A 21,265-nucleotide genomic window follows, 5' to 3' on the forward strand; every position below is an offset into this window, starting at 1 on the left:
GAGTGGAGAACCGCGTTGTTTTGACCGCTTGTATCGCAGAGGCTGAGTCCCTGCGCTACACGCCCGCCGGATTGCCTGCCATCACCCTGCGGCTCGAACACGAGTCACAGCAAACCGAAGCAGGCCATCCACGCGAAGTCAATGCGGCCATGAAAGCTGTTGCCTTTGGTGCAATGGCAGAGCGTCTGGCACGGCAGAACATCGGAAGTCTCTGGACTTTCTCTGGATTTCTCGCCACCCCACGCAATGGCAAAAACGCGGTGCTGCATATCCAGGATATTCAACAAAATTAATTTTCAAGGGGTCCGCAATGGCCACGTTCAAGAAGTTCAACAAAGACAAGCGCCCAAAGCGCAACACCCAGTCCCTGCTGTTCAAGCGCAAGCGCTTTTGCCGCTTCACGGTGACGGGCGTTGAAGAAATCGACTACAAGGATGTCGACACGCTGCGCGATTTCATCGCCGAAAACGGCAAGATCATCCCCGCACGCCTGACCGGCACGCGCGCCATTTTCCAGCGCCAGCTGAACACCGCCATCAAGCGCGCTCGCTTCCTGGCCCTGGTGCCTTACAGCGACCAGCACAAGATCTAAGGAGCACAACCCATGCAAATCATTCTGCTCGACAAGGTTGTGAACCTCGGCAACCTCGGCGAAATCGTCAAGGTGAAAGACGGCTACGCCCGTAACTTCCTGATCCCCGCTGGCCGCGCCCGCCGCGCCACGGAAGCCGCCAAGGCTGAGTTCGAAGCCAAGCGCGCTGAACTCGAAAAGGCCGCTGCTGCCAAGCTGGCAGAAGCCCAAGCCCAAGGCGAAAAGCTGGCTGGCACCACCGTCAAGCTGACCCAAAAGGCTGGCGTGGACGGCCGTCTGTTTGGTTCTGTGACCAACCACGACATCGCTGAAGAGCTGAACAAGCAAGGCTACAAGGTCGCTAAGGCCCAGATCCGCCTGCCCAACGGCCCGATCAAGGTCGTGAGCGAAAGCACCGTGAACGTTGCTCTGCACACCGACGTGGTGGTGGAAGTGACTGTTTCGGTCTACGGCGAAACTGCCTGATTCACCTCAGGTGACCCGTCAAAAAGCCGCCTTCGGGCGGCTTTTGTCATTGGGTCTGCAATAGTTGTACAGGATGGCCCACAGGTCATCCACGGATTACCCACAGGCTTATCCCTGCTGGCCTGCTTCACAGGCGCGGGGGGTAGCATTCAGGCCTCGTTCGGAGAACTTTCCCATGTCCGCTGTCTTTCCCCCGCTAGATGACCAAGGCTTCGCCACCCCCAGTGCCCAGGACGGCGAGGTGGCACGCCTGCGCATTCCGCCGCATTCGGTGGAGGCGGAATCCAGTGTGCTGGGGGGCTTGCTGCTGGACAACAACGCGTGGGACCGTGTGGGTGACTTGCTGGCGGAGAGCAATTTTTACCGCCATGAGCACCAGCTGATTTTCACGGCCATCAGCAGTCTGATCAATGGCAGCAAGCCTGCTGATGTGATCACGGTGTTTGAGCACTTGCAAAGCTTGGGCAAGGCCGACGAGGTGGGCGGGCTGGCTTACCTGAACAACCTGGCGCAGTATGTGCCCAGTGCCAGCAATATCCGCCGCTATGCGGAGATCGTGCGCGAGCGTGCCATCTTGCGCAAGCTGGTCACGGCCAGCGACGAAATTTCGACCAATGCCTTCAATCCGCAGGGCAAAACGGTCGAGCGCATCCTGGACGAGGCGGAAGCCAAGATCTTCGCCATTGGCGAAGAAGGCTCGCGTACCAAACAGGGCTTCCAATCGCTCGACACCTTGGTGATCGACCTGCTCGACCGAGTGCAGGAAATGGCAGACAACCCGGTGGACGTGACCGGTGTGCCTACGGGTTTTGCCGACCTGGACCGCATGACATCGGGCCTGCAGGCGGGTGACATGGTGGTGCTGGCAGCGCGCCCATCTATGGGCAAAACCTCGTTTGCGGTGAACATTGCCGAGCACGTGGCGCTCAACGAAGGCCTGCCTGTCGCTATCTTCTCGATGGAAATGGGTGCTGCCCAATTGGCGGTACGTATCGTGGGCTCGATTGGCCGGGTGAACCAGGGCAATTTGCGTACCGGCAAACTCACGGACGACGAATGGCCGCGCCTGACCGAGGCGATTGAAAAACTGCGCACGGTGTCACTGCACATTGACGAAACTCCCGGCCTCACGCCAGGTGAGCTGCGCGCCAACGCCCGCCGCTTGGCGCGCCAGTGCGGCAAGCTGGGCTTGATCGTGGTCGACTACCTGCAGCTCATGAGCGGCTCGGGTGCGGGCAGTGCCGACAACCGGGCCACGGAGCTGGGTGAAATCTCCCGGGGTCTGAAGATGCTGGCCAAGGAGTTGCAGTGTCCGGTGATTGCGCTGTCGCAGCTCAACCGTTCGGTGGAGCAGCGCACCGACAAGCGCCCCATGATGTCTGACTTGCGTGAATCGGGCGCTATTGAGCAGGATGCGGACATCATCATGTTCATCTACCGCGACGACTACTACAACAAGGACAGCAAGGAGCCGAACGTGGCCGAGGTCATCATTGGCAAGCAGCGTAACGGCCCCACGGGGACGGTGAAGCTGTTCTTCCAGAAGAACCAGACCCGCTTCGAGAATCTGGCCATGGGTTCGGGTGACGATTACTAATAAAAATAGCTCCTGGCGCTTATGGAGTAAGCGCTAGGAGCTATTGAATTTATAGCAAATGGGCCGTGGGGCTCGGGGTATGCTGGCCGGTGGTTGCTACTGCTTGAACGTCCACACCAGCAGCCCGATGCAGGTGCATGCCAGTACGGTGACAACCAAGGTCAAGCGGTGGTTGCGTTGGCGCAAGTCCTCTACCGCCTGTATCACCTGGGCGTTTTGCTGAGCGAGGGACTGGATCAGCGCGGCCCCGTCCAATTGCTCCTGCTCCAACTGGAGCACGCGTTCCCGCAAGTGCCGCAGTTGTACATCGGTGGGCAAGGTGGGCTCGGTGCCAGCGTCTGCAATGGAGCCTGTGGCCGTAGCATCCGCTTTGCCCTTGCGGGTAGCGCCCAGCAGCTTTTTGGCGGCTTGCAGGATCTGGGGCGTTGCCTCAATGACATCGCCCCAGGGCACCAGCTTGAGCGCGGTGACCCAGCCCACCATGGTCAGAGCACCTCGCTGGCAAAGTCTGCCAGGCGTGAGCGTTCACCACGCGCCAGCGTGATGTGCCCGCTGTGTGGCCAGCCCTTGAAGCGGTCCACCGCATACGTCAGGCCGGAGGAGCCTTCGGTGAGGTACGGCGTGTCGATCTGCGCCAGGTTGCCCATGCAGATGATCTTGGTGCCGGGGCCTGCGCGGGTGATCAGTGTCTTCATCTGCTTGGGCGTCAGGTTCTGCGCCTCGTCGATGATCACGTACTTGTTCAGGAAGGTGCGTCCGCGCATGAAGTTCATGCTCTTGATCTTTATGCGGCTGCGGATCAGCTCGTTGGTGGCCGCGCGGCCCCATTCGCCCGCATTGCCGCCATCGCCCTTGGCCAAAAACTCCAGGTTGTCATCCAGGGCGCCCATCCAGGGGCCCATCTTCTCTTCTTCCGTGCCGGGCAGGAAGCCGATGTCCTCGCCCACGCTCACGGTGGCGCGGGTCATGATGATCTCGGTGTAGCGGCGGTCGTCCAGCACCTGGGTCAGGCCTGCTGCCAGGGCCAGCAGGGTCTTGCCGGTGCCGGCGGTGCCGGTCAGCGTCACGAAGTCGATCTCGGGGTCCATGAGCAGGTTCATGGCGTAGTTCTGCTCGCGGTTGCGCGTGCTCACGCCCCACACGGCATTCTTGGCAGAAGCGTAGTCCTTCAGGGTCTGCAATACCGCTGTTTTCTCGCGGATTTCACTCACGCGCGCAAACAGGCTGGGCTCGCCGGGGGCTTCAAAGTACACGAACTGATTGATCATCAGCTGCGGCACGATGGGCCCGCCAATGCGGTAGTAAGTGTGGGCACCGCTTTGCCAGCTTTCCACATTCTTGCCGCTCTTGGCCCAGAAGTCGGGCGGCAGGGCCAGCACGCCGGCGTACAGCAGGTCGCCGTCTTCCAGCGTCTTGTCGTTCTGGTAGTCCTCGGCGGTCAGGCCCAGCGCGCGGGCTTTGACGCGCATGTTGATGTCTTTGGAGACCAGTACCACCTCGCGCGGTGCATGCAGCTTGCGCAGAGCTTCCACCACGCCCAGGATCTGGTTGTCTGCCTTGCCCTGGGGTAGGCTGGTGGGCAGGCTGTAGTCCAGTGGCACGGTCTGGAAGAACAGGTGGCCGCCTGCAGCCCGTTGGCCTGTGGAGTCCAGCTTGAGGCCCTTGGCCATGTCGGCGCCCTGGGCTGCCGCCAGCGCATCGAGCGTGCGGCTGGCTTGGCGGCCATTGCGGGCCACTTCGGTCATGCCCTTCTTGTGGCCATCCAGCTCCTCCAGCACGATCATCGGCAGGAAGATGTCGTGTTCTTCGAAGCGGAACAGGCTGGTCGGGTCGTGCAGCAGCACGTTGGTGTCCAGCACGAACAGCTTGGCGGGGCCTTGGGTGCGGGCTTTTTTGCCGCGAGGCGCTGCCTCGGTTGGCGCGGGGGGCGGCGCCGCACTGGGTGTGGCCGCCTTGCTGGGGGCGCTGCGGCGGGTGGCGGGCGCTGGCTTGGGGGGTGTCGCTGCGGCTGTTGTTACGACCGGCGCGCTTGCGCTGGCTTTGCTGCGGGCCGTGCTTGCGCGCGCGGTGCTCGCAGCGGGGGCTACGGCTGCGGTGCCTGCTTCATCGGCGTCTGGTTCGCTTGACGCAGCGCGGGTGTTGGTGCGAGACGGTGTGGCTTTGTTGTCATAGGCCTCTGGTGAGAGCAGGGCGGCGCGTCGGCTGGGGGCGGGTGGCAAGGGCATGGTGTGCAAAGGCCTCAGACAAGGGGGTTCAAAAAGCAAAAAGCCGCCTGGAGGCCAAGGCGGCTTTTGAATGGGGTGGAAGTCGTTGCAAGGTGCAAGGGCATTGACCCATTATGCCCATTCCTTGTGACGGCGCGATCAACGCGCCGGCTTGGTGTGGGGCTGTTGCAAACAGGTGCCGTGATCAGGCGGCCTTCTTGAGTGCTTTGATGGACTTCACGGCCTTCAGGACTTCGTCCACATGGCCCGGCACTTTCAGGCCACGCCATTCTTGCACCAGCAGGCCATCGGGGCCGATCAGGAAGGTGCTGCGCTCAATGCCCTTGACCTTCTTGCCGTACATGATCTTGTTTTTGACCACGCCGAACATGTGGCACATTTTTTCTTCGGTGTCAGCGATCAACTCAAAGGGGAGTTCCAGCTTTTCCTTGAAGTCGTCGTGCGACTTCATGTTGTCACGCGACACACCAAACACGGCTGCGCCGGCCTTGGCAAAGTCTTTGTACTTGTCGCGGAACTGCATGGCCTCGGTGGTGCAGCCCGGGGTGTTGTCCTTGGGATAGAAGTACAGAATCAGAATCTGGCCCGTGTGGGAGGTGTTGGACACCTTGATCCCGCCGGTGGCGTTGGCTTCAAATTCAGGGAGGGGTTTGTTGACAACGATCGCCATATCACTTCAATCTCTCAGGATGTAGTCGTTGATAAGTCGGGGGAGCGGGTGTGTTATTGCTTTTGGTGGTGCCCCCGACCGCAACCCGCGATTTTACCCCGAAAATGATACTAGGCCAAATGCTTGGCCTGTATGTATGTACATGGCTGCATAAGCATGTATGAAATTTGCACGCTCAGGTTGCGGGCCGTTATGCGGTTTCCAGGATGAGAGCTGCCACCACGTTGCGCCCTTCGCCCGCCAGAATGTTGTAGGTGCGGCAGGCGGCGGCCGTGTCCATGGTTTCCAGTCCCAGTCTCTTGGCCATCAGGGGTTGCAGCCAAGCGGGGTTGGGAAAACGATTGCGCACGCCGCTGCCAAAGATGACCAGCTCGGCTTCCAGCGACGCCAGGTACTCAAAGTGTGCCGGGGTCAGGGCTTCAAAATGCGCGCAGTCCCAGGCTTGCAGCAGGCCGCTGGAGCCCACGATCAGGCTTTGGGTGTGTTTGGTGCCGTCCACGCCAATCCATCCGGGGCCATAGCCGTGAATCGTCTGGGCACTGGATTTGTCGGGTTGGAATTTCATGGTGTGCTGAGGGCGCTGTGTGAGGGGCCGGGCCTTGGTGGGCCGTCGCTTCAGGCCAGTGTGGGTGGGCTGAACTGTGGTCAAATTATAGGTTTCGCCAAGGCACGCCGTGCCTGGGTCGGCCTTTGTCCCCACGCCATTTCCGCCCGCCATGAAAACCGTCAAGAAATCCGCCAAGCTCGCCAACGTGTGCTACGACATCCGGGGGCCCATCATGGATGCGGCCAAGCAGATGGAGGAGGATGGTCACAAGATCATCAAGCTCAACATTGGCAACCTCGCCGTTTTTGGTTTTGATGCCCCGGAAGAAATCCAGCAAGACATGATTCGCAACCTGCCCAATTCGGCAGGTTACTCGGACAGCAAAGGCATTTTTGCCGCCCGCAAGGCGGTGATGCACGAGACGCAAAAGCAGGGCATCAAGGGCGTCACGCTCGACGATATCTACTTGGGCAATGGCGCCAGCGAGCTGATCGTGATGGCCACCAACGCATTGCTGGACGATGGTGATGAGCTGTTACTGCCCTCGCCAGACTACCCGCTGTGGACGGCTGCGGCCAGCCTGTCAGGCGGCACACCCGTGCACTACCTGTGCGACGAGGCCAATGGCTGGATGCCCAATTTGGACGACATCCGCGCCAAGGTCACGCCGCGGACCAAAGGCATTGTGGTCATCAACCCCAACAACCCTACGGGGGCCTTGTACTCCGAGGAATTGCTCCTGGGCATTCTGGCCATTGCCCGCGAGCATGGGCTGGTGGTGTTTGCCGACGAGGTGTACGACAAGGTGCTGTACGACGGCGCAAAGCACACCGCTTTGGGTTCGCTCAGCGAGGATGTGCTCACCCTCACCTTCAACTCCTTGTCCAAAAGCTACCGCTCGTGTGGCTACCGCGCGGGCTGGCTGGTGGTGTCGGGCGACAAGAAGCCCGCCAAAGATTACATCGACGGGCTGAACATGCTCTCGAACATGCGCCTGTGTGCCAACGTGCCCGGGCAATGGGCCATCCAGACTGCGCTGGGTGGCTACCAGAGCATCAACGACTTGGTGTGCGAAGGCGGGCGCTTGCGCAAGCAGCGTGACCTGGCGTATGAGCTGATCACCGCCATCCCGGGGGTCACGTGTGTGAAGCCGCGCGCTGCCCTGTACATGTTCCCGCGCCTGGACCCCGCCGTGTACCCCATCCAGGACGACCAGCAGTTCTTCCTGGAGTTGCTGCAAGAAACCAAGGTCATGCTGGTGCAGGGCACGGGCTTCAACTGGGGGGCGCCAGACCACTTCCGCATCGTGTTCCTGCCCCACGAAGACGACCTGCGCGAAGCCATTGGCCGCGTGGCGAAGTTCCTGGAGCAGTACCGCAAGCGCCAGCAGGTGGTGGCGGCCTAATTGGGCGCATCGCCCCCTGGACTCTCTGTGGAGCCGCATCGCATGGTCTCGCGTGTTGTGACTCGACCCCGCCTGCCGCATGTGCTGGGCGCCCTGGCCTTGGCCTCGCTGACGGCCGGGGCCCAGCCGGCCAGCCCGGGCACGGTGGGTTTTTCGTACAAGGACTGGGGCTTGCAATGCGACAACACCCGCACCTGCCGGGCTGCGGGCTACCAGTCTGAGGCGGGAGATTCGGACCCTGTCTCTTTGCTCTTGACCCGCAAGGCGGGCCCCGATGCGGCGGTAGAGGTGCAACTGCAGGTCTATACCGAAAAAGCCAGTCCGGCCGCGCTGCACTTCAGAGTGGGCAAATGGTCGTTGCCCGCCCTGGATGGCAACAGCCCCTCTGTACCCGCAGCCCAGGTGCCCCGCTTGCTGCAAGAGCTGGTGCGTGCCGAAGAGGCCACCGTGACCGCAGGCAAAGACAAGTGGGTGCTCTCACTGGCTGGGGCGGCAGCGGTGCTGCTCAAGATGGACGAAGTGCAGGGCCGCATCGGCACCCCGGGGGCGCTGGTGCGCAAAGGCAGCAAGCCTGAGTCGTCCGTCTTGCCCCCCGTGCCCGCGCCGGTGCTCAAGACCGTCAAGCCGGTGCCCGCACGCAAGGGCGACGCAGCCCTGCTCAAGCCCCTGCTCGCAGCATTGGGGCCCGCAGCCTTGCAGGACCAGTGCACCGGCGGCACGCCCGAGGCCGATGTGATGAAGGTGCATCGCCTGACCGACCGCAGGGTGCTGCTGGAGGTGCCTTGCGGCATGGGCGCCTACAACTTCAGCAGCCTGCTTTTCATGGCCAATGACCGCCCGCCGTACCAGCCCAAGCCGCTGGACGACGTGGATGGCGAATTTGACGCAGAGACCGGCACGGTGCATTCGTCCATGAAAGGGCGGGGCATTGGCGACTGCTGGTGGGTGCGCGAGTGGCGCTTTGATGGCAAGGGCTTCGTGCTCAGCGGCGAGCATGGTGACGGCATGTGCCGAGGCTTCCCGGGCGGTGCCTGGCAGCTTCCGGCGTACGTGACCCAATGACGCGTCTGCTCCACCGGATGCTGCCCTGGTGTGGGCGGGGCCTGGGCATGTGGCTGGCCTGCGGCCTGCCAGCCCTTGCGGCTGCTGGTGCTGGTGAAATGCCGGCCCAGCCTGAATATGTCTACTCCACGCCTTTGCGCTCCGATGTGCTGCCCCGCGCCGTGTTGCGCGCCTATGTGCAAACGGTGGATGAGGTCCATGCGTCGCACTACGCAGCGCGTGCCAGCCATTTCTGCTTTGTGCAGCAATCGGCCAGCGATCGCCCCGGCGCGGTACCTCTGGTGTGGATGGTCTGGTACGAAGATGGCCGGATTCAATCCTTGGGTGATGCCGCATCCCGCCCCAGGGTAGGCAATGAACTCACCCCCCAGGAAGAGGGGCGCATGCTGGCACTGGCAAAATCGCTCCGTTTGGCAACCGATGTGGTCCCCACCTTGGCCGACATTGCAGGCAGCAGCTACCTGGTGGAGCAAGCCTGGGTCGACCGGCTGATCGGCCACTGCCGCACCCTCGGGCGCAAAGTCACCTTGGCTGCGGCCCAGAAACCCCGGCCTACAAAGCCCGGCCAGCCTTTGGCGCACAGCCCCGTTTTTCGCAATACACACTGATTTCAACCCTTCATCCGCAGGTAAAACCGCATGAAACCCATCCAAGTAGGCCTGCTAGGCATCGGCACCGTCGGCAGCGGCGTGTTCAACGTGTTGCAACGCAACCAAGACGAAATCAGCCGCCGCGCTGGCCGTGGCATTGAGATCGCCATGGTGGCCGATCTGGACGTCGAGCGCGCCAAGAGCGTGGTCGGCCCCAGCGTGCAGGTCGTCAACGACGCCCGCGCCATCATCGCCAACCCCGACATCGACATCGTCATTGAGCTGATCGGTGGCTACGGCGTCGCCAAGGCCCTGGTGCTAGAAGCGATTGCCGCGGGCAAGCATGTCGTCACCGCCAACAAGGCGCTGCTGGCCGTGCACGGCACCGAGATTTTTGCCGCTGCGTCCGCCAAGGGCGTGATGGTGGCCTTCGAGGCCGCCGTGGCCGGGGGCATCCCCATCATCAAGGCGCTGCGCGAAGGCCTCACGGCCAACCGCATCCAGTGGATCGCCGGCATCATCAATGGCACCACCAACTTCATCCTGAGCGAGATGCGCGACAAGGGCCTGGACTTTGACGTGGTGCTCAAGGAAGCGCAACGCCTGGGCTACGCCGAGGCCGACCCGACCTTCGACATCGAAGGCGTGGACGCCGCACACAAGGCCACGCTGATGAGCGCGATTGCGTTCGGCATCCCGGTGCAGTTCGACAAGGCCTACGTTGAGGGCATTACAAAACTCGGCGCGGCCGATATCAAGTACGCCGAGCAACTGGGCTACCGCATCAAGCTGCTGGGCATCACCAAGCGCGCTGAGAAGGGCATTGAGTTGCGCGTGCACCCCAGCCTGGTGCCCACCAAGCGCCTGATTGCCAATGTGGAAGGCGCCATGAACGCCGTGGTGGTGCAGGGCGATGCCGTGGGCACCACGCTGTACTACGGCAAGGGCGCGGGCAGCGAGCCCACCGCCAGCGCCGTGATTGCCGACCTGGTGGACATTGCCCGCCTGCACACCGCCGATCCAGAGCATCGCGTGCCGCACCTGGCCTTCCAGGCCAACACCCTGGCCGACGCCATGGGCGCCCTGCCTGTGCTGCCCATGAGCGAGGTGGTCACCAGCTACTACCTGCGCTTGCGCGTGGCTGACCAGGCCGGCGTGCTGGCCACCGTCACGGGCCTGCTGGCAGGCGCTGGCGTGAGCATCGACGCGGTGCTGCAGCGCGAAGCCGACGAAGTGGGTGGTGAAGGTTCCACGCAGACGGACCTCATCATCCTGACCCACGACACCCGTGAAGGCACGATGGATGCCGTGATCGCCCAGATGCAAGCGCTGCCCACGGTGCTGGCGCCCATCACCCGCATCCGCAAGGAAGAGCTGAACTGAGCTCAGCGCCCAGCGCCAATCCCCGTCATGCAAGCTTGTCGCCATGCCAACCCTCGTTGCAGTTCTCACTCTGGTGGCTTTGCTCAAGCTGTCGCAGGTCGAGTTGCCGCGCTGGCATCTGGCGTTCTGGTTCGGGCTGCTGGTGGGGTTGGCGCTGATGGGCGCCATGCCGCGCCTGCAGGCGCTGGCCAATGGCGTCGGCAGCTTTCTGGCCGCGTGGCTTTACTTTGCGCTGCTCGAGCGCACCGACAATTACGAGGACAAGCCACTGCACTGGCTCATCCTGATCGGCGGCTTCGTGCTGCTGATCGCTTCACGTTTTTACATTGATATCCGCGTGTACGGCATCAGTCTATGACGCACTCAGACGGGACCTTTTCATGAAATACCTCAGCACCCGCGGCCACGCAGACCGCAAACAGTTTTGCGACATCCTGCTCGAAGGCTTGGCGCCCGATGGCGGGCTGTACTTGCCCGAGAGTTATCCCAAGATCACTGGCGCCGCATTGACCAAGCTGCGCAAGGCTTACCACGAGCAAGGCTACGCCGAACTGGCGTTCCAGATCCTGTCGCTGTACATCGACGACATTCCCGCTGCAGACCTCAAGGCCATCTGCGCCAAGACCTACACCGCTGAAGTCTTCGGCACCGGCGAGATCGTGCCCCTGCGCCACCTCGAAGACGGCCTGTGGCTCGAAGCCCTGTCCAACGGCCCTACGCTGGCCTTCAAGGACATGGCCATGCAACTGCTGGGCAACCTGTTCGAATATGAGTTGGGCCGCCGTGGCGAGCAGCTCAACATCCTGGGTGCCACCAGCGGCGACACCGGCAGCGCGGCCGAATACGCCATGCGCGGCAAAGAGGGTGTGCGCGTGTTCATGACCAGCCCGCACGGCCGCATGAGCGCCTTCCAGCAGGCGCAGATGTTCAGCCTGCAGGACGCGAACATCCACAACATCGCCATCGAAGGCGTGTTTGATGACTGCCAGGACATCGTCAAGGCCGTCTCCAACGACCACGCCTTCAAGGCCAAGTACAAGATCGGCACCGTCAACTCCATCAACTGGGCGCGCCTGTTGGCGCAGGTGGTGTACTACTTTGCGGGCTATATCCAGGCCACCGAGACCAACGACCAGAAGGTCAGCTTCACGGTGCCCTCGGGCAACTTTGGCAACGTGTGCGCAGGCCATGTGGCGCGCTGCATGGGCCTGCCGATTGCCAAGCTGGTGGTGGCGACCAACGAGAACGATGTGCTCGACGAGTTCTTCCGCACTGGCGTGTACCGCGTGCGCAGCAGCGCCGACACGCACGAAACGTCCAGCCCGTCGATGGACATCAGCAAGGCCAGCAATTTCGAGCGCTTCATTTTCGACCTGCTGGGACGTAACGGCCAGCGCACGAACGCGTTGTTTGCCAAAGCGCTGCCCGCCTACGGCCGTTTTGACCTGAGCGCCGAACCGCTGTTTGCCGATGCCGCCAAGAAATACGGCTTTGAAAGTGGCAAGAGCACCCATGCAGACCGCCTGGCCACCATCAAGGACAACTACGAGCGCCACGGCGTCACCATCGACACCCACACTGCCGACGGCGTGAAGGTGGCCCGCGAGCACCACAAGGACCCCAAGGTACCCATGATCGTGCTGGAGACGGCCTTGCCCATCAAGTTTGCCGAGACCATCCAGGAAGCCCTGGGCCACGCGCCCGAGCGGCCCGCCAAGTTCGACGGCATTGAAAACCTGCCCAAGCGCGTGCAGGTGATGCCCGCCGATGTGGACTTGGTCAAAGCCTACATCGAGCGCCACTGTGCGCCCGCTGTGCTGGGCTGATGGCGGCGTGCCCGTGCCGCCCCGCTGCGCCTGTGTGGGCGAGCGGGTGCGGTGATGGGCCCAGATTTTGAATAAAAAATGCCCCTAGCGCTTGCTGGATAAGCGCTAGCAGCTATAAATAGCATAGCTAATCAAGGAGCATTGGATGAAGGTTGTAGGCTTTGCCGGGTTCTCCGGCAGCGGCAAAACCACCCTGGTCGAGCAACTCATCCCCGAGCTGCGCATGCGCGGCCTGCGGGTGTCGGTGGTCAAGCACGCCCACCACAGCTTCGACATCGACCACCCCGGCAAAGACACCTACCGCCACCGCGAGGCCGGGGCCTTTGAAGTGGTGGCCGCCTCTGACAAGCGCCTGATGCTGGTGCGCGAGTTTGAACAACCCGCTGAGCTGAGCGTGCACCACCTGCTGGCCGAGCTGTACCAGGGCGTGGACTGGGTGCTGGTGGAAGGCTTCAAGGAAAGCGACCTGCTCAAGATCGAAGTCTGGCGCGCCCCTGAGCCCGGCCAAACGGCCAAGCCCGTGCGCTACCCCGAGGACGACTTTGTGGTGGCCGTGGCCACCGATGCGCCCACCCAGTTGCCCGAGCCCACGCAGCTGCCCCTGCTGGACCTGAACGCCCCCGCGCAGGTGGCCGACTGGCTGCTGCAATACGCCGACCGTTTTGACTACGACTGGGAACTGCACGGAGGCCTGCTGCGATGAACGCTCCCCAAAAAACCCGCCCGCCCCTGAAGCCTCTGGACAGCGCCCTGGCCGACCTGCTGGCCCAGGCGCAGCCTTTGGCAGAGACAGAGACGGTGGCCACCTTTGACGCAGACGGCCGCGTGCTGGCACAGAACTGCACCTCGGCCCTGCATGTGCCGCCGCTGGACAACAGCTCCATGGACGGCTACGCCGTGCGCTGCGCTGACGTGGCCACCGCAGGCGTGGTGTTGCCTGTGTCTCAGCGCATCGCCGCAGGCAGCGCAGGCGAGCCATTGGCCCCCGGCACGGCGGCCCGCATCTTCACCGGCGCGCCCGTGCCTGCCGGGGCCGATGCGGTCTTGATGCAGGAGGACTGCGAAGCGATCGCCACCGCCGAAGGTGGCGTGGCTGTGCGCATCAACGCCGTGCCCCAGCCCGGCCAGTGGATTCGCCGTGCGGGGGAAGACATTGCGCGTGGCACCGTGGTGCTGGCCGCAGGCACGCGCCTGTCGCCGGCCGAGCTGGGCCTGGCGGCCAGCATTGGCCTGCACCAGTTGCAGGTGGCGCGCCGCCCGCGTGTGGCTTTGTTCTCTACGGGCGATGAGCTGGTCATGCCCGGCGATGTGCCGCCCGAGCAAATGCCCCCGGGCGCCATCTACAACAGCAACCGCTTTTTCTTGCGCGCCATGCTGCTGCGCCTGGGCTGCGAGGTGACCGACTTCGGCATCGTGCCCGACCGGCGTGACGCCACCATCGCGGCGCTGCGTGAGGCCAGCGCCGCGCACGACCTGATCCTGACCAGCGGCGGCGTGAGCGTGGGCGAAGAAGACCACATCAAGCCCGCCGTCGAATCCCTGGGCCGCCTGGATCTGTGGCAGATCGCCATGAAGCCGGGCAAGCCCTTTGCGTATGGCACCGTGGGCCAGGCCCACTTCATGGGGCTGCCGGGCAACCCGGTGTCCAGCTTCGTCACCTTCGGGCTGCTGGTGCGGCCCTTTGTGCTGCGCCTGCAGGGGGTGAGTGATGTTGCTCCTAAAAGAATAGCTGCTACCGCTCGTTTCGATTGGCCCAGGGCCGATAAACGCCGTGAGTTTTTGCGCGTGCGCCACCACGCAGAAGGTGGGCTGGAGCTGTTCAACAACCAAAGCTCGGGCGTGCTCACCTCGGCCGCCTGGGGCGATGGCGTGGTGGACAACCCTGCGGGCCAGACCATTGCGGCGGGCGACACGGTGCAGTACATCGCGTTCTCGGAGCTGCTGTCATGACAGCGCGCCCGCACGCTTTCCATCTTGAAATGTTCCGACGATGAAAACCATCACAGTCCGCTACTTCGCCTCCATCCGCGAGGCCATTGGGCAAGGCAGCGAGTCGGTTCAAACCCCGGCCGCCAATCTAGGCACCTTGCGCGATGAACTCATCGCCCGGGGCGGCGCCCACGCCACCAGCCTGGCCCGTGGCCGGGCGGTGCGCATGGCGCTGAACCAGAACCTCAGCGACGAAGCCGCCGTGCTGGCCGATGGCGCCGAGGTGGCTTTTTTCCCGCCCGTGACGGGCGGTTGATAGACCCAGTCAGGCCACGTCAGGGGACTAAAATCCCCCGACTTTGCCCTGGTCTAGCCCTTGCTCAGCGGGCGTCCAGCCAGTTTTTGAGCGGCTGGCTCGCCCAGGCCTTGGCTTCTTCCCCCACAAACATCTTGGGCGCCGATGCCGCCAGGCGCTTGCGCTTTTCCTGGGCCTGGATGGACTTCTGGGCCACGCCCATCCAGTCCGCGATCGACAGTTGCTCGGCGCCCGCCTGGTTGAACAGCGCGTCGGCAAAGAAGGTGTGCTCGCCGGGGTACTGGCATTTGAAGGATGTCTTGTGCACGTCGGTGGCCGTCAGCACCACGCGGTTGGGCGCGCGCAGGGGCTCCAGAAAGGCGCCGCTGTAGCAGGCAGACAGCACCACCAGCGTGGGCGTCTTGGCCAAGGGGGCCAGCGCATCGCTCAGGGTGCGGGCGGTCAACGGGGCGGCGTTTTTGCCTGCGATGTTGATGTTCAGCGTGCCGGGGTTGGCGTGGGTGGAGATCAGCAGCATCACCCGGTCTTGCGGCCGGGCCACTTCGGCCATCTTGGTCATCACCAGTTCAAAGTTTTCCTGCGTGGCTTGGGGCCAGTCACTGGCCTGGTCGCGCGCAGGGTTGGCCAGCTTCAGGATGAGCGCGTTGGGGTCGATTTGTTTGGCCAGCTTTTCGGCGGCCAGCACGTCGTTGCGGAAGGCCTTGGCCTGCGAATGCATGGCAAAGCCCGCAAAGATCAGCCGGGGTGGTGGCACGGGGGCGGGTGCTTCGGCTGCTGGGGGCGGGGGTGGTGCCACGGGCTCTGGCACCGGCTCGGGGGCGGTAGCGCAGCCCGTGGCGAGCAGGGCGGCACCCAAGGTGGCATAGAGGGCCGTGGCAGACAGAAGACCCCGGCGGGAGGAGGCGAATGCAGTGGAGGGCATGGTCGTTGTTTGGCGAAAAGTGGTGAATGGATGCGTGGCCTGCAGGCTGCAGGCGCTGCGGCTATGGGTTTGTTTGGCCGGGCAGGGCCTGGCGTCCGGCGTGGCACTGAGCCCCGCGTGGCTGGCTGCGGTGTCCGGTGGCGGGGCCCCGGTAGCGGCCAGCGCCGTATCGTAAGTGACGGTAAAAAGGGCCCTGCGCCCTGTAACCGGGTACTTGTTACAGGTTTTTGGGGGTCTAGGGCAGGCGCATTCAGCGCTACCAGCTATGAAAACGATAGCGATGTAACACAAAAGCCGGCGCATGCGCCGGCTTCAAGGATGTGTGGCATTTGTCACAAAAACCACAGATGGGAGAGACGCGGGGGCTCTGTGAACAGGTTCTTAGCCCCCCGTCATGGCCTTTGTCAGGCCATGGCCGCTGCGGGTGCCAGGGGCAAGCCCGGTTGTGCCAGCCGCTGGGCATGCCGCCACGCCCGGCGCAGCACCGGGGGTGACCAGGCCTCTTCCGGGATCAGCAAAAAGCGCTGGGCGCGCATCGTGCGGCCCAGGGCGATCTGGCTGGTGACCACCGCCATGGGGATGGCCAGGGCCAGCGGCACGCCCACGGGGGCCAGCCACAGCAGTGCGCCGCTGTCGATGGCGCCAATGCCTGCGGCCAGCAGGGCGATCACGGCGGTCATGGGCGCGAGTTGGGCCATGGCGTGGCGCCAGGGCACGGCCTGGGCCTCGCGCGGGGGCGACTTCCATTCCAGCGCGATGCCGGTGAGGGCCACCAGCACGAACAGCGAGTGCGCCAGCATGCGCACCGGCGCTTGCAGGATGGCCAGGGTGCTTTCCAGTGCCGCGCTTTTGAGCAGGCTGAAAGCGCCGCCGTACTGTGCTTGTTCTTTGCGCATGAAGACCGCCAGCACGCCCAGCACGCGGGGCAGGAACAGCATGCTCAGCGTCCAGGCCCACAGCGCCAGCAGCTCGGCGGGCAGGATGTGCCAGTCGGCCAGCACGGGTGCGCCAGACACCCACAGGGCCGTGCCCAGCGTCATGAAGGCCAGCCACAGCGGGGCCGACAGGTAGGCCATGGCGCCGGTCACAAACATCGAGCGGTGCACGGCGTGCAGCCCTGGCTCGGCCATGAGGCGTGCGTTTTGCAGGTTGCCCTGGCACCAGCGGCGGTCGCGCTGCAGCTCGGCCAGCAGGTCGGGCGGTTGCTGCTCGTAGCTGCCCACCAGGTCGGCCACCAGCCACACGTGGTAACCGGCGCGGCGCATCAGGGCGGCTTCGACAAAGTCGTGACTCATGATGCCGCCCGACAACCCGCCCTTGCCCGCAATGGGCGCCAGCGCGCAGTGCTGCATGAAGGGCGCCACACGGATGATGGCGTTGTGCCCCCAGTAGTGCGATTCGCCCAGCTGCCAGAACTGCATGCCCAGCGTGAACAGCCGCCCGGTGACGCGCGATGCAAACTGCTGCGCACGCGCATGCAGCGTGACATGGCCAATGGCCTGTGTGGCCGTCTGGATGATGCCGGCCTGCGGGTGGGCTTCCATCAGCTTGGTCATGGAGACGATGCAGCTGCCGCTCATCACGCTGTCGGCATCCAGCACCACCATGTACTTGTAGTCCTTGCCCCAGCGGCGGCAAAAATCGGCCACGTTGCCTGCCTTGCGGTGGGTGCGGCGCTTGCGCAGGCGGTAGTACACCTGCACCTGGGGTTGCTGGCCGTTGGCGGCCAGTGCGGTGCGCAGGTCTTCCCAGGCAGCGCGCTCGGCACGGGCGATGTCGCTGTCGTAGCTGTCAGACAGCACGAACACATCAAACGTGGCGCCATGGCCTGTGGCCGCCACCGATTCGCAAGTGGCGCGCAGCCCGGCAAACACCGTGGCCACGTCTTCGTTGCAGATGGGCATGATGATGGCGGTGCGGGCCTCGGGCGCCAGCGCGTGGTCCGCCACGCTTTGCGCCGACAGCGCATGCCGATCGCCCCGCAGCATGACCCAAAAGCCCATCATGCCGGTGACAAAGCCCGACACCACCCATGCCGACAGCAGTGCAAACAGCGCAATCTGCCCGTAGCCCAGCCAGGCGTTGTCGTAGTGCGGCTGCACCTGGGCAAACAGCAGGCTGGCCAGGATGGTGCTGGCCAGCACCAGCAGCGCAAAGGTCCAGCGGCGACGCTGTGCTGCGGCTTGCCAGGGTTGGGGTGCTGGCTCGGGTTGCGGTGTGTGGGCGGCGGCGGTGCGGCCTGTCAGCGCACGGCCGATGCTTTTCCAGAAGCCTTGCCAGGGCACGGCGGGCATGGAGCCCCGGTGCACGGGTGGCGCCGTCACGCTGTTGGGGTGGCGTGTGGCGCGCAGCGGGCTGCGGCGGCTGGCGATCGGCGTGCTCTGCGCGGGCACCGCACTGCGTGGGTAAGACGCGCCCTTGCGTGCCAGCCCCTCAGTGGCCGCGAGCAGCATGGTGGTCGAATGGGCCTGCAAACGTGTTGCGGGCCGGCCTACTCGGGAAGAATGACGTGGGTCCATGTTTCGCTCACAGCGTGTTGAAGGTGTTGAAGGAAGGCGCGCAGCTCAATGGGCTGGTTGCCCTGCAGGCGTTCAATGCGCAGCGTCATGCGCCATTGGCCTGTGGCCGGGTTGCGGTACACGCCGCTTTCGAGCACGCGGGCGTTGGCATCGCTGGTCACCACGGCCTTCACGGGCGCATCGGCGGGCAGGTCTTGCAGCGCGGGGCCTGCAAAGTCGATCACGTACTGCACCTGCTTTTGCAGGGCTTCAGGGCTTTGCTTTGTGTAGCCCACGCCCTTGCGTGACTGGGTGGCCCAGGCGCTGGGGGGGCGTTGCTGTCCGGCGCCCTGGTCGCCTTGCCAGGCCAGCTCGTAGCGCACCTCCAGCGGGGTGCCGGGCGGCGGCAGTTGCTGGGGCACCCAGTAGGCAACGACGTTGTCGTGGGTCTCGTCGGGGGTGGGCAGCTGCACCAGCTCCACGCGGCCGGGGCCCCAGGGGTGCAGGGGGCGCACCCAGGCGCTGGGGCGGCGCTCGTAGCGGGCTTCCACGTCTTCGTAGCTGCTCCACTGCCGGTCGCGCTGCATCAGGCCAAAGCCTTGGGGGTTGGTGGTGGCAAACGAGGTGACGAGGGGCTGCTTGGGGTTTTGCAGCGGGCGCCAGAGCCATTCGCCCTCGCCCGTGGCCACCATCAGGCCGTCGGAGTCGTGCACCTCGGGGCGGAAGTCGTCCTTGCGCGGCTGGTTCTCGCCAAACAGGAACATGCTGGTCAGCGGGGCAATGCCCAGCGTCTTGATGGGGCCTGCGCCACTGCCACCGCCGCGCACAAAGATGCGGGCCGTCACCGTGGTGGTGGTTTGCGCGCCGGGGCGGATGTCAAAGCGGTAGGCGCCAGTGGCGCGGGGCGAATCCAGCAGCGCATACACCGTGGCCTGGGTGTCACCGGGCTGTGGCCGCACCAGCCAGAACTCGGTAAAGCGCGGAAATTCCTCCCCCTGGCCGCCCACGGTGTCGATGGCCAGGCCCCGGGCCGACAGCCCATATTGCTGGCCCGCGCCCAGCGCACGGAAGTAGCTGGCGCCCTGGAAGACGGCCAGCTCGTCCTTGTAGTCGGGTGAGTTCAAGTGGTAGTGCAGGCGAAAGCCCGCAAACCCCAGATCGCCCCAGGTCTGGGGCTTGACGGCGTTCTTGCCGTAGTCAAAGTCTGCGGACCGGTAAGGGATGTGGCGGGTGCCTTGTGGCGACACCTCGTTGATGAGCACCGGCTCGCGCTGGTACAGGCCCAGGTGGAAGAACATGGCCTCAAATGGCAACTGTGACGGCAACTGTGATGGCGCCTGCGACGGCTCGGTACGGGTGCGCCACAGGGCGCGCTCGGGCCGCCAGCGGATGTCGCGCACCTGGTCGTAGTCCATGGCCTCCAGCTCGGGGGGCAGGCGCACGTTCATGGCGCTGTAGGGTTGGGCGGCGCGCTGCTTGGCCAGTTGGGTGATGGCGTCCAGGTCCATCGCTTGGGCCGACGCGGCCGTGGCCAGCAGTGCTGCGCACAGCGCCAGCACGGGCCGTGCAGCCCGGGTCGAGGGGCGCACGGATGGATAAAAAGCGGCTTGCATACCAGCACTAGGGCAAACCCTGTGCCAGCTTGGAAAAGTGCTTTTAAATCAGAGGCTTAGGAGTGGGTCTGCACGTAAGCAATTGTGCAGAGGGGGCCAATGGGCGCCTGGCAGGGGAAATGGCTGTGTTTTTGTCGCCGTGTGGCGACAGAGGTGGAACGTGCGGGAGAAAAGTCCCAATGAATCAACGCATTACTCGTGTCGCTCTTCAGCGACATCGTCGACCGCCACCCCGTCGGCCTTGAACTGGCCCGGCGTCAGCGCGTGCTTTTGCAGCAGCCGGTAAAACTCGGTGCGATTGCGCTGCGCCAGGCGCGCGGCATCGGCCACGTTGCCATCGGTCATCTTCAGCAGGCCCACCAGATACTCGCGCTCAAAGCGCTGGCGGGCCTCGGCAAAGCTCAGCACCTGGGCCGATGGAATGCGCAGGGCCCGCTGCACCATCGACAGCGGCACCAGCGGTGTGGTGGACAGGGCGCACACCTGCTCGACCACGTTGTAGAGCTGGCGCACATTGCCGGGCCAGGCGGCGGCCGTGAGCGCCTTGAGCGCTTCGGGCGCAAAGCCCGACAGGCGCTTGTCGTACTTGCGGGCCAGCTTGTCCAGAAAGTGGTTGGCCAGCAGCGCAATGTCTTCGCGCCGCTCGCCCAGCGTGGGCAGCTGCAGCGTCACCACGTTCAGGCGGTAGTACAGGTCTTCGCGGAACTGGCCTGCAGCCATGGCCACCTCCAGGTTGCGGTGCGTGGCCGAGACGATGCGCACGTTGATCTGGATGGACTGGCTCGCGCCCACGGGCCGCACGGCGCGTTCTTGCAGCACGCGCAGCAGCTTGACCTGCAGGGCGGGCGGCATGTCGCCTATCTCGTCCAGCAGCAGCGTGCCGCCCTCGGCCGCCTGGAACAGCCCCTTGTGGTTGCTCACGGCGTCGGTGAACGCGCCTTTGACGTGGCCGAACAGCTCGGATTCGAGCAGCGCCTCGGGGATGGCGCCGCAGTTCACCGCCACAAAGGGCTTGCCCGCACGGGGGCTGGCGCGGTGGATGGCCTGGGCCAGCAGCTCTTTGCCCGCGCCGCTGTCGCCCAGCAGCAGCACGCTGGCGTCCGATTGGGCCACTAGGTAGGCCTCAGCGAGCAGGTCGGTCATGCGGGCCGATCGGCTCACGATGTCGGCCCGCCAGGCCTCGTTGGCGTGGGCCTGGTGCACGGCGGGGGCGCTCAGGGCCAGGGCCTGGGCGACTTTCTCCAGCAGCTCTTTGCCGTCGTAGGGCTTGGTCAGGTAGGTGAAGACGCCGCGCGATGTGGCCTCGACCGCGTCGGGGATGGTGCCGTGCGCCGTGAGCAGAATTACTGGCAGCGAGGGGTGGCGTGCGTGCACCTCGTCAAACAGCGCCAGGCCATCCTTGCCGGGCAGGCGCACATCGCTCAGTACCAGCTGGGGGCGGGCCACGTCCAGCTGCGCCAGCGCGGCCTCGGCCGAGCCCACGGCCACCACCTCGTGCCCGGCGGCTTTGAGGCGCAGGGACAGCAGGCGCAGCATGTCGGCATCGTCGTCCACCACCAGGATGCGGTGGGCGGGGCTGTGGGCGGCGCTATGGGCGGTTGCAGGGCGCGTGGATGCGGTCATGG

Annotated in this window: 21 protein-coding genes; 13 read left to right on the forward strand and 8 right to left on the reverse strand. The window is 64.4% G+C overall.

The genetic code is table 11. The annotated features are described in order from the left end of the window. Positions 1–2: 2 nt before the first annotated feature. The 4 genes from priB (at position 3) to dnaB (ending at position 2,654) form a co-directional block, all read left to right on the forward strand. A complete protein-coding gene (priB, locus tag CLU86_RS00905) occupies positions 3–293 on the forward strand; it encodes a primosomal replication protein N (protein WP_099740255.1) in 291 nt (96 codons plus the stop codon). A 17-nt stretch (positions 294–310) separates the two neighbouring features. Further along, a complete protein-coding gene (gene rpsR, locus CLU86_RS00910) occupies positions 311–592 on the forward strand; it encodes a 30S ribosomal protein S18 (RefSeq protein ID WP_005795932.1) in 282 nt (93 codons plus the stop codon). 12 nt (positions 593–604) lie between these two features. Continuing rightward, complete coding sequence (gene rplI, locus CLU86_RS00915; RefSeq protein WP_010463838.1) at positions 605–1,057, forward strand: 50S ribosomal protein L9; 453 nt, start codon at positions 605–607, stop codon at positions 1,055–1,057. 175 nt (positions 1,058–1,232) lie between these two features. Continuing rightward, on the forward strand, positions 1,233–2,654 hold the full coding sequence (dnaB, locus tag CLU86_RS00920; RefSeq protein WP_099740256.1) for a replicative DNA helicase: 1,422 nt from the start codon (positions 1,233–1,235) through the stop codon (positions 2,652–2,654). Positions 2,655–2,750: 96 nt separating this feature from the next. Here dnaB and CLU86_RS00925 read toward each other — a convergent pair whose 3' ends face one another. The 4 genes from CLU86_RS00925 to CLU86_RS00940 form a co-directional block, all read right to left on the reverse strand. Next, on the reverse strand, positions 2,751–3,137 hold the full coding sequence (locus CLU86_RS00925; RefSeq protein WP_099740257.1) for a hypothetical protein: 387 nt from the start codon (positions 3,135–3,137) through the stop codon (positions 2,751–2,753). Positions 3,138–3,139: 2 nt separating this feature from the next. Further along, positions 3,140–4,879 (reverse strand): PhoH family protein, encoded by a 1,740-nt coding sequence (locus tag CLU86_RS00930; RefSeq protein WP_099743201.1) that lies wholly within the window; start codon positions 4,877–4,879, stop codon positions 3,140–3,142. A gap of 184 nt (positions 4,880–5,063) precedes the next feature. Continuing rightward, positions 5,064–5,549, reverse strand: coding sequence for a peroxiredoxin (locus tag CLU86_RS00935; protein WP_099658192.1), 486 nt, complete (start codon positions 5,547–5,549; stop codon positions 5,064–5,066). A gap of 190 nt (positions 5,550–5,739) precedes the next feature. Beyond that, the gene (locus CLU86_RS00940; protein ID WP_099743202.1) at positions 5,740–6,114 is read right to left on the reverse strand and encodes an Mth938-like domain-containing protein; all 375 of its coding nucleotides are present in this window, start codon (positions 6,112–6,114) and stop codon (positions 5,740–5,742) included. A gap of 151 nt (positions 6,115–6,265) precedes the next feature. Here CLU86_RS00940 and CLU86_RS00945 point away from each other — a divergent pair, with 151 nt between their 5' ends. The 9 genes from CLU86_RS00945 (at position 6,266) to moaD (ending at position 14,607) form a co-directional block, all read left to right on the forward strand. Next, entirely contained in the window at positions 6,266–7,501 is a 1,236-nt protein-coding gene (locus tag CLU86_RS00945) for a pyridoxal phosphate-dependent aminotransferase (RefSeq protein WP_099658193.1), read from the forward strand. 57 nt (positions 7,502–7,558) lie between these two features. After that, positions 7,559–8,563, forward strand: a complete 1,005-nt coding sequence (locus CLU86_RS00950) for a DUF1176 domain-containing protein (RefSeq protein WP_233194719.1) — start codon at positions 7,559–7,561, stop codon at positions 8,561–8,563. Further along, entirely contained in the window at positions 8,560–9,171 is a 612-nt protein-coding gene (locus tag CLU86_RS00955; protein WP_099740259.1) for a hypothetical protein, read from the forward strand. Before CLU86_RS00950 ends, CLU86_RS00955 begins: the two co-directional genes overlap by 4 nt. 30 nt (positions 9,172–9,201) lie before the next feature. Further along, positions 9,202–10,536: a homoserine dehydrogenase gene (locus CLU86_RS00960; protein ID WP_099658196.1), complete on the forward strand. Its 1,335-nt coding sequence runs from the start codon at positions 9,202–9,204 to the stop codon at positions 10,534–10,536. Between the two features lie 73 nt (positions 10,537–10,609). Then, complete coding sequence (locus CLU86_RS00965) at positions 10,610–10,894, forward strand: response regulator (protein WP_233194720.1); 285 nt, start codon at positions 10,610–10,612, stop codon at positions 10,892–10,894. A gap of 22 nt (positions 10,895–10,916) precedes the next feature. Continuing rightward, on the forward strand, positions 10,917–12,362 hold the full coding sequence (thrC, locus tag CLU86_RS00970; protein WP_099740261.1) for a threonine synthase: 1,446 nt from the start codon (positions 10,917–10,919) through the stop codon (positions 12,360–12,362). Between the two features lie 145 nt (positions 12,363–12,507). Further along, on the forward strand, positions 12,508–13,065 hold the full coding sequence (gene mobB / locus CLU86_RS00975; protein WP_099740262.1) for a molybdopterin-guanine dinucleotide biosynthesis protein B: 558 nt from the start codon (positions 12,508–12,510) through the stop codon (positions 13,063–13,065). After that, the gene (gene glp, locus CLU86_RS00980) at positions 13,062–14,312 is read left to right on the forward strand and encodes a gephyrin-like molybdotransferase Glp (RefSeq protein ID WP_099740263.1); all 1,251 of its coding nucleotides are present in this window, start codon (positions 13,062–13,064) and stop codon (positions 14,310–14,312) included. Before mobB ends, glp begins: the two co-directional genes overlap by 4 nt. A 40-nt stretch (positions 14,313–14,352) precedes the next feature. Further along, positions 14,353–14,607 (forward strand): molybdopterin converting factor subunit 1, encoded by a 255-nt coding sequence (moaD, locus tag CLU86_RS00985; RefSeq protein ID WP_099740264.1) that lies wholly within the window; start codon positions 14,353–14,355, stop codon positions 14,605–14,607. A 64-nt stretch (positions 14,608–14,671) separates the two neighbouring features. Here moaD and CLU86_RS00990 read toward each other — a convergent pair whose 3' ends face one another. From CLU86_RS00990 to CLU86_RS01005, 4 genes are all read right to left on the reverse strand, one after another. Further along, the gene (locus CLU86_RS00990) at positions 14,672–15,529 is read right to left on the reverse strand and encodes a C13 family peptidase (protein ID WP_099740265.1); all 858 of its coding nucleotides are present in this window, start codon (positions 15,527–15,529) and stop codon (positions 14,672–14,674) included. Between the two features lie 404 nt (positions 15,530–15,933). Then, the gene (mdoH, locus tag CLU86_RS00995) at positions 15,934–17,982 is read right to left on the reverse strand and encodes a glucans biosynthesis glucosyltransferase MdoH (protein WP_099743203.1); all 2,049 of its coding nucleotides are present in this window, start codon (positions 17,980–17,982) and stop codon (positions 15,934–15,936) included. A 38-nt stretch (positions 17,983–18,020) separates the two neighbouring features. After that, the gene (locus CLU86_RS01000) at positions 18,021–19,640 is read right to left on the reverse strand and encodes a glucan biosynthesis protein G (protein WP_199175071.1); all 1,620 of its coding nucleotides are present in this window, start codon (positions 19,638–19,640) and stop codon (positions 18,021–18,023) included. 192 nt (positions 19,641–19,832) lie between these two features. Then, positions 19,833–21,263 carry a sigma 54-interacting transcriptional regulator gene (locus CLU86_RS01005; protein ID WP_099740266.1) on the reverse strand — a complete coding sequence of 477 codons (1,431 nt, stop codon included), beginning with the start codon at positions 21,261–21,263 and terminating at the stop codon, positions 19,833–19,835. Positions 21,264–21,265: the final 2 nt, after the last annotated feature.

The sequence above is a fragment of the Acidovorax sp. 62 genome (assembly GCF_002754495.1).
Classification (GTDB): Bacteria; Pseudomonadota; Gammaproteobacteria; order Burkholderiales; family Burkholderiaceae_C; genus Acidovorax.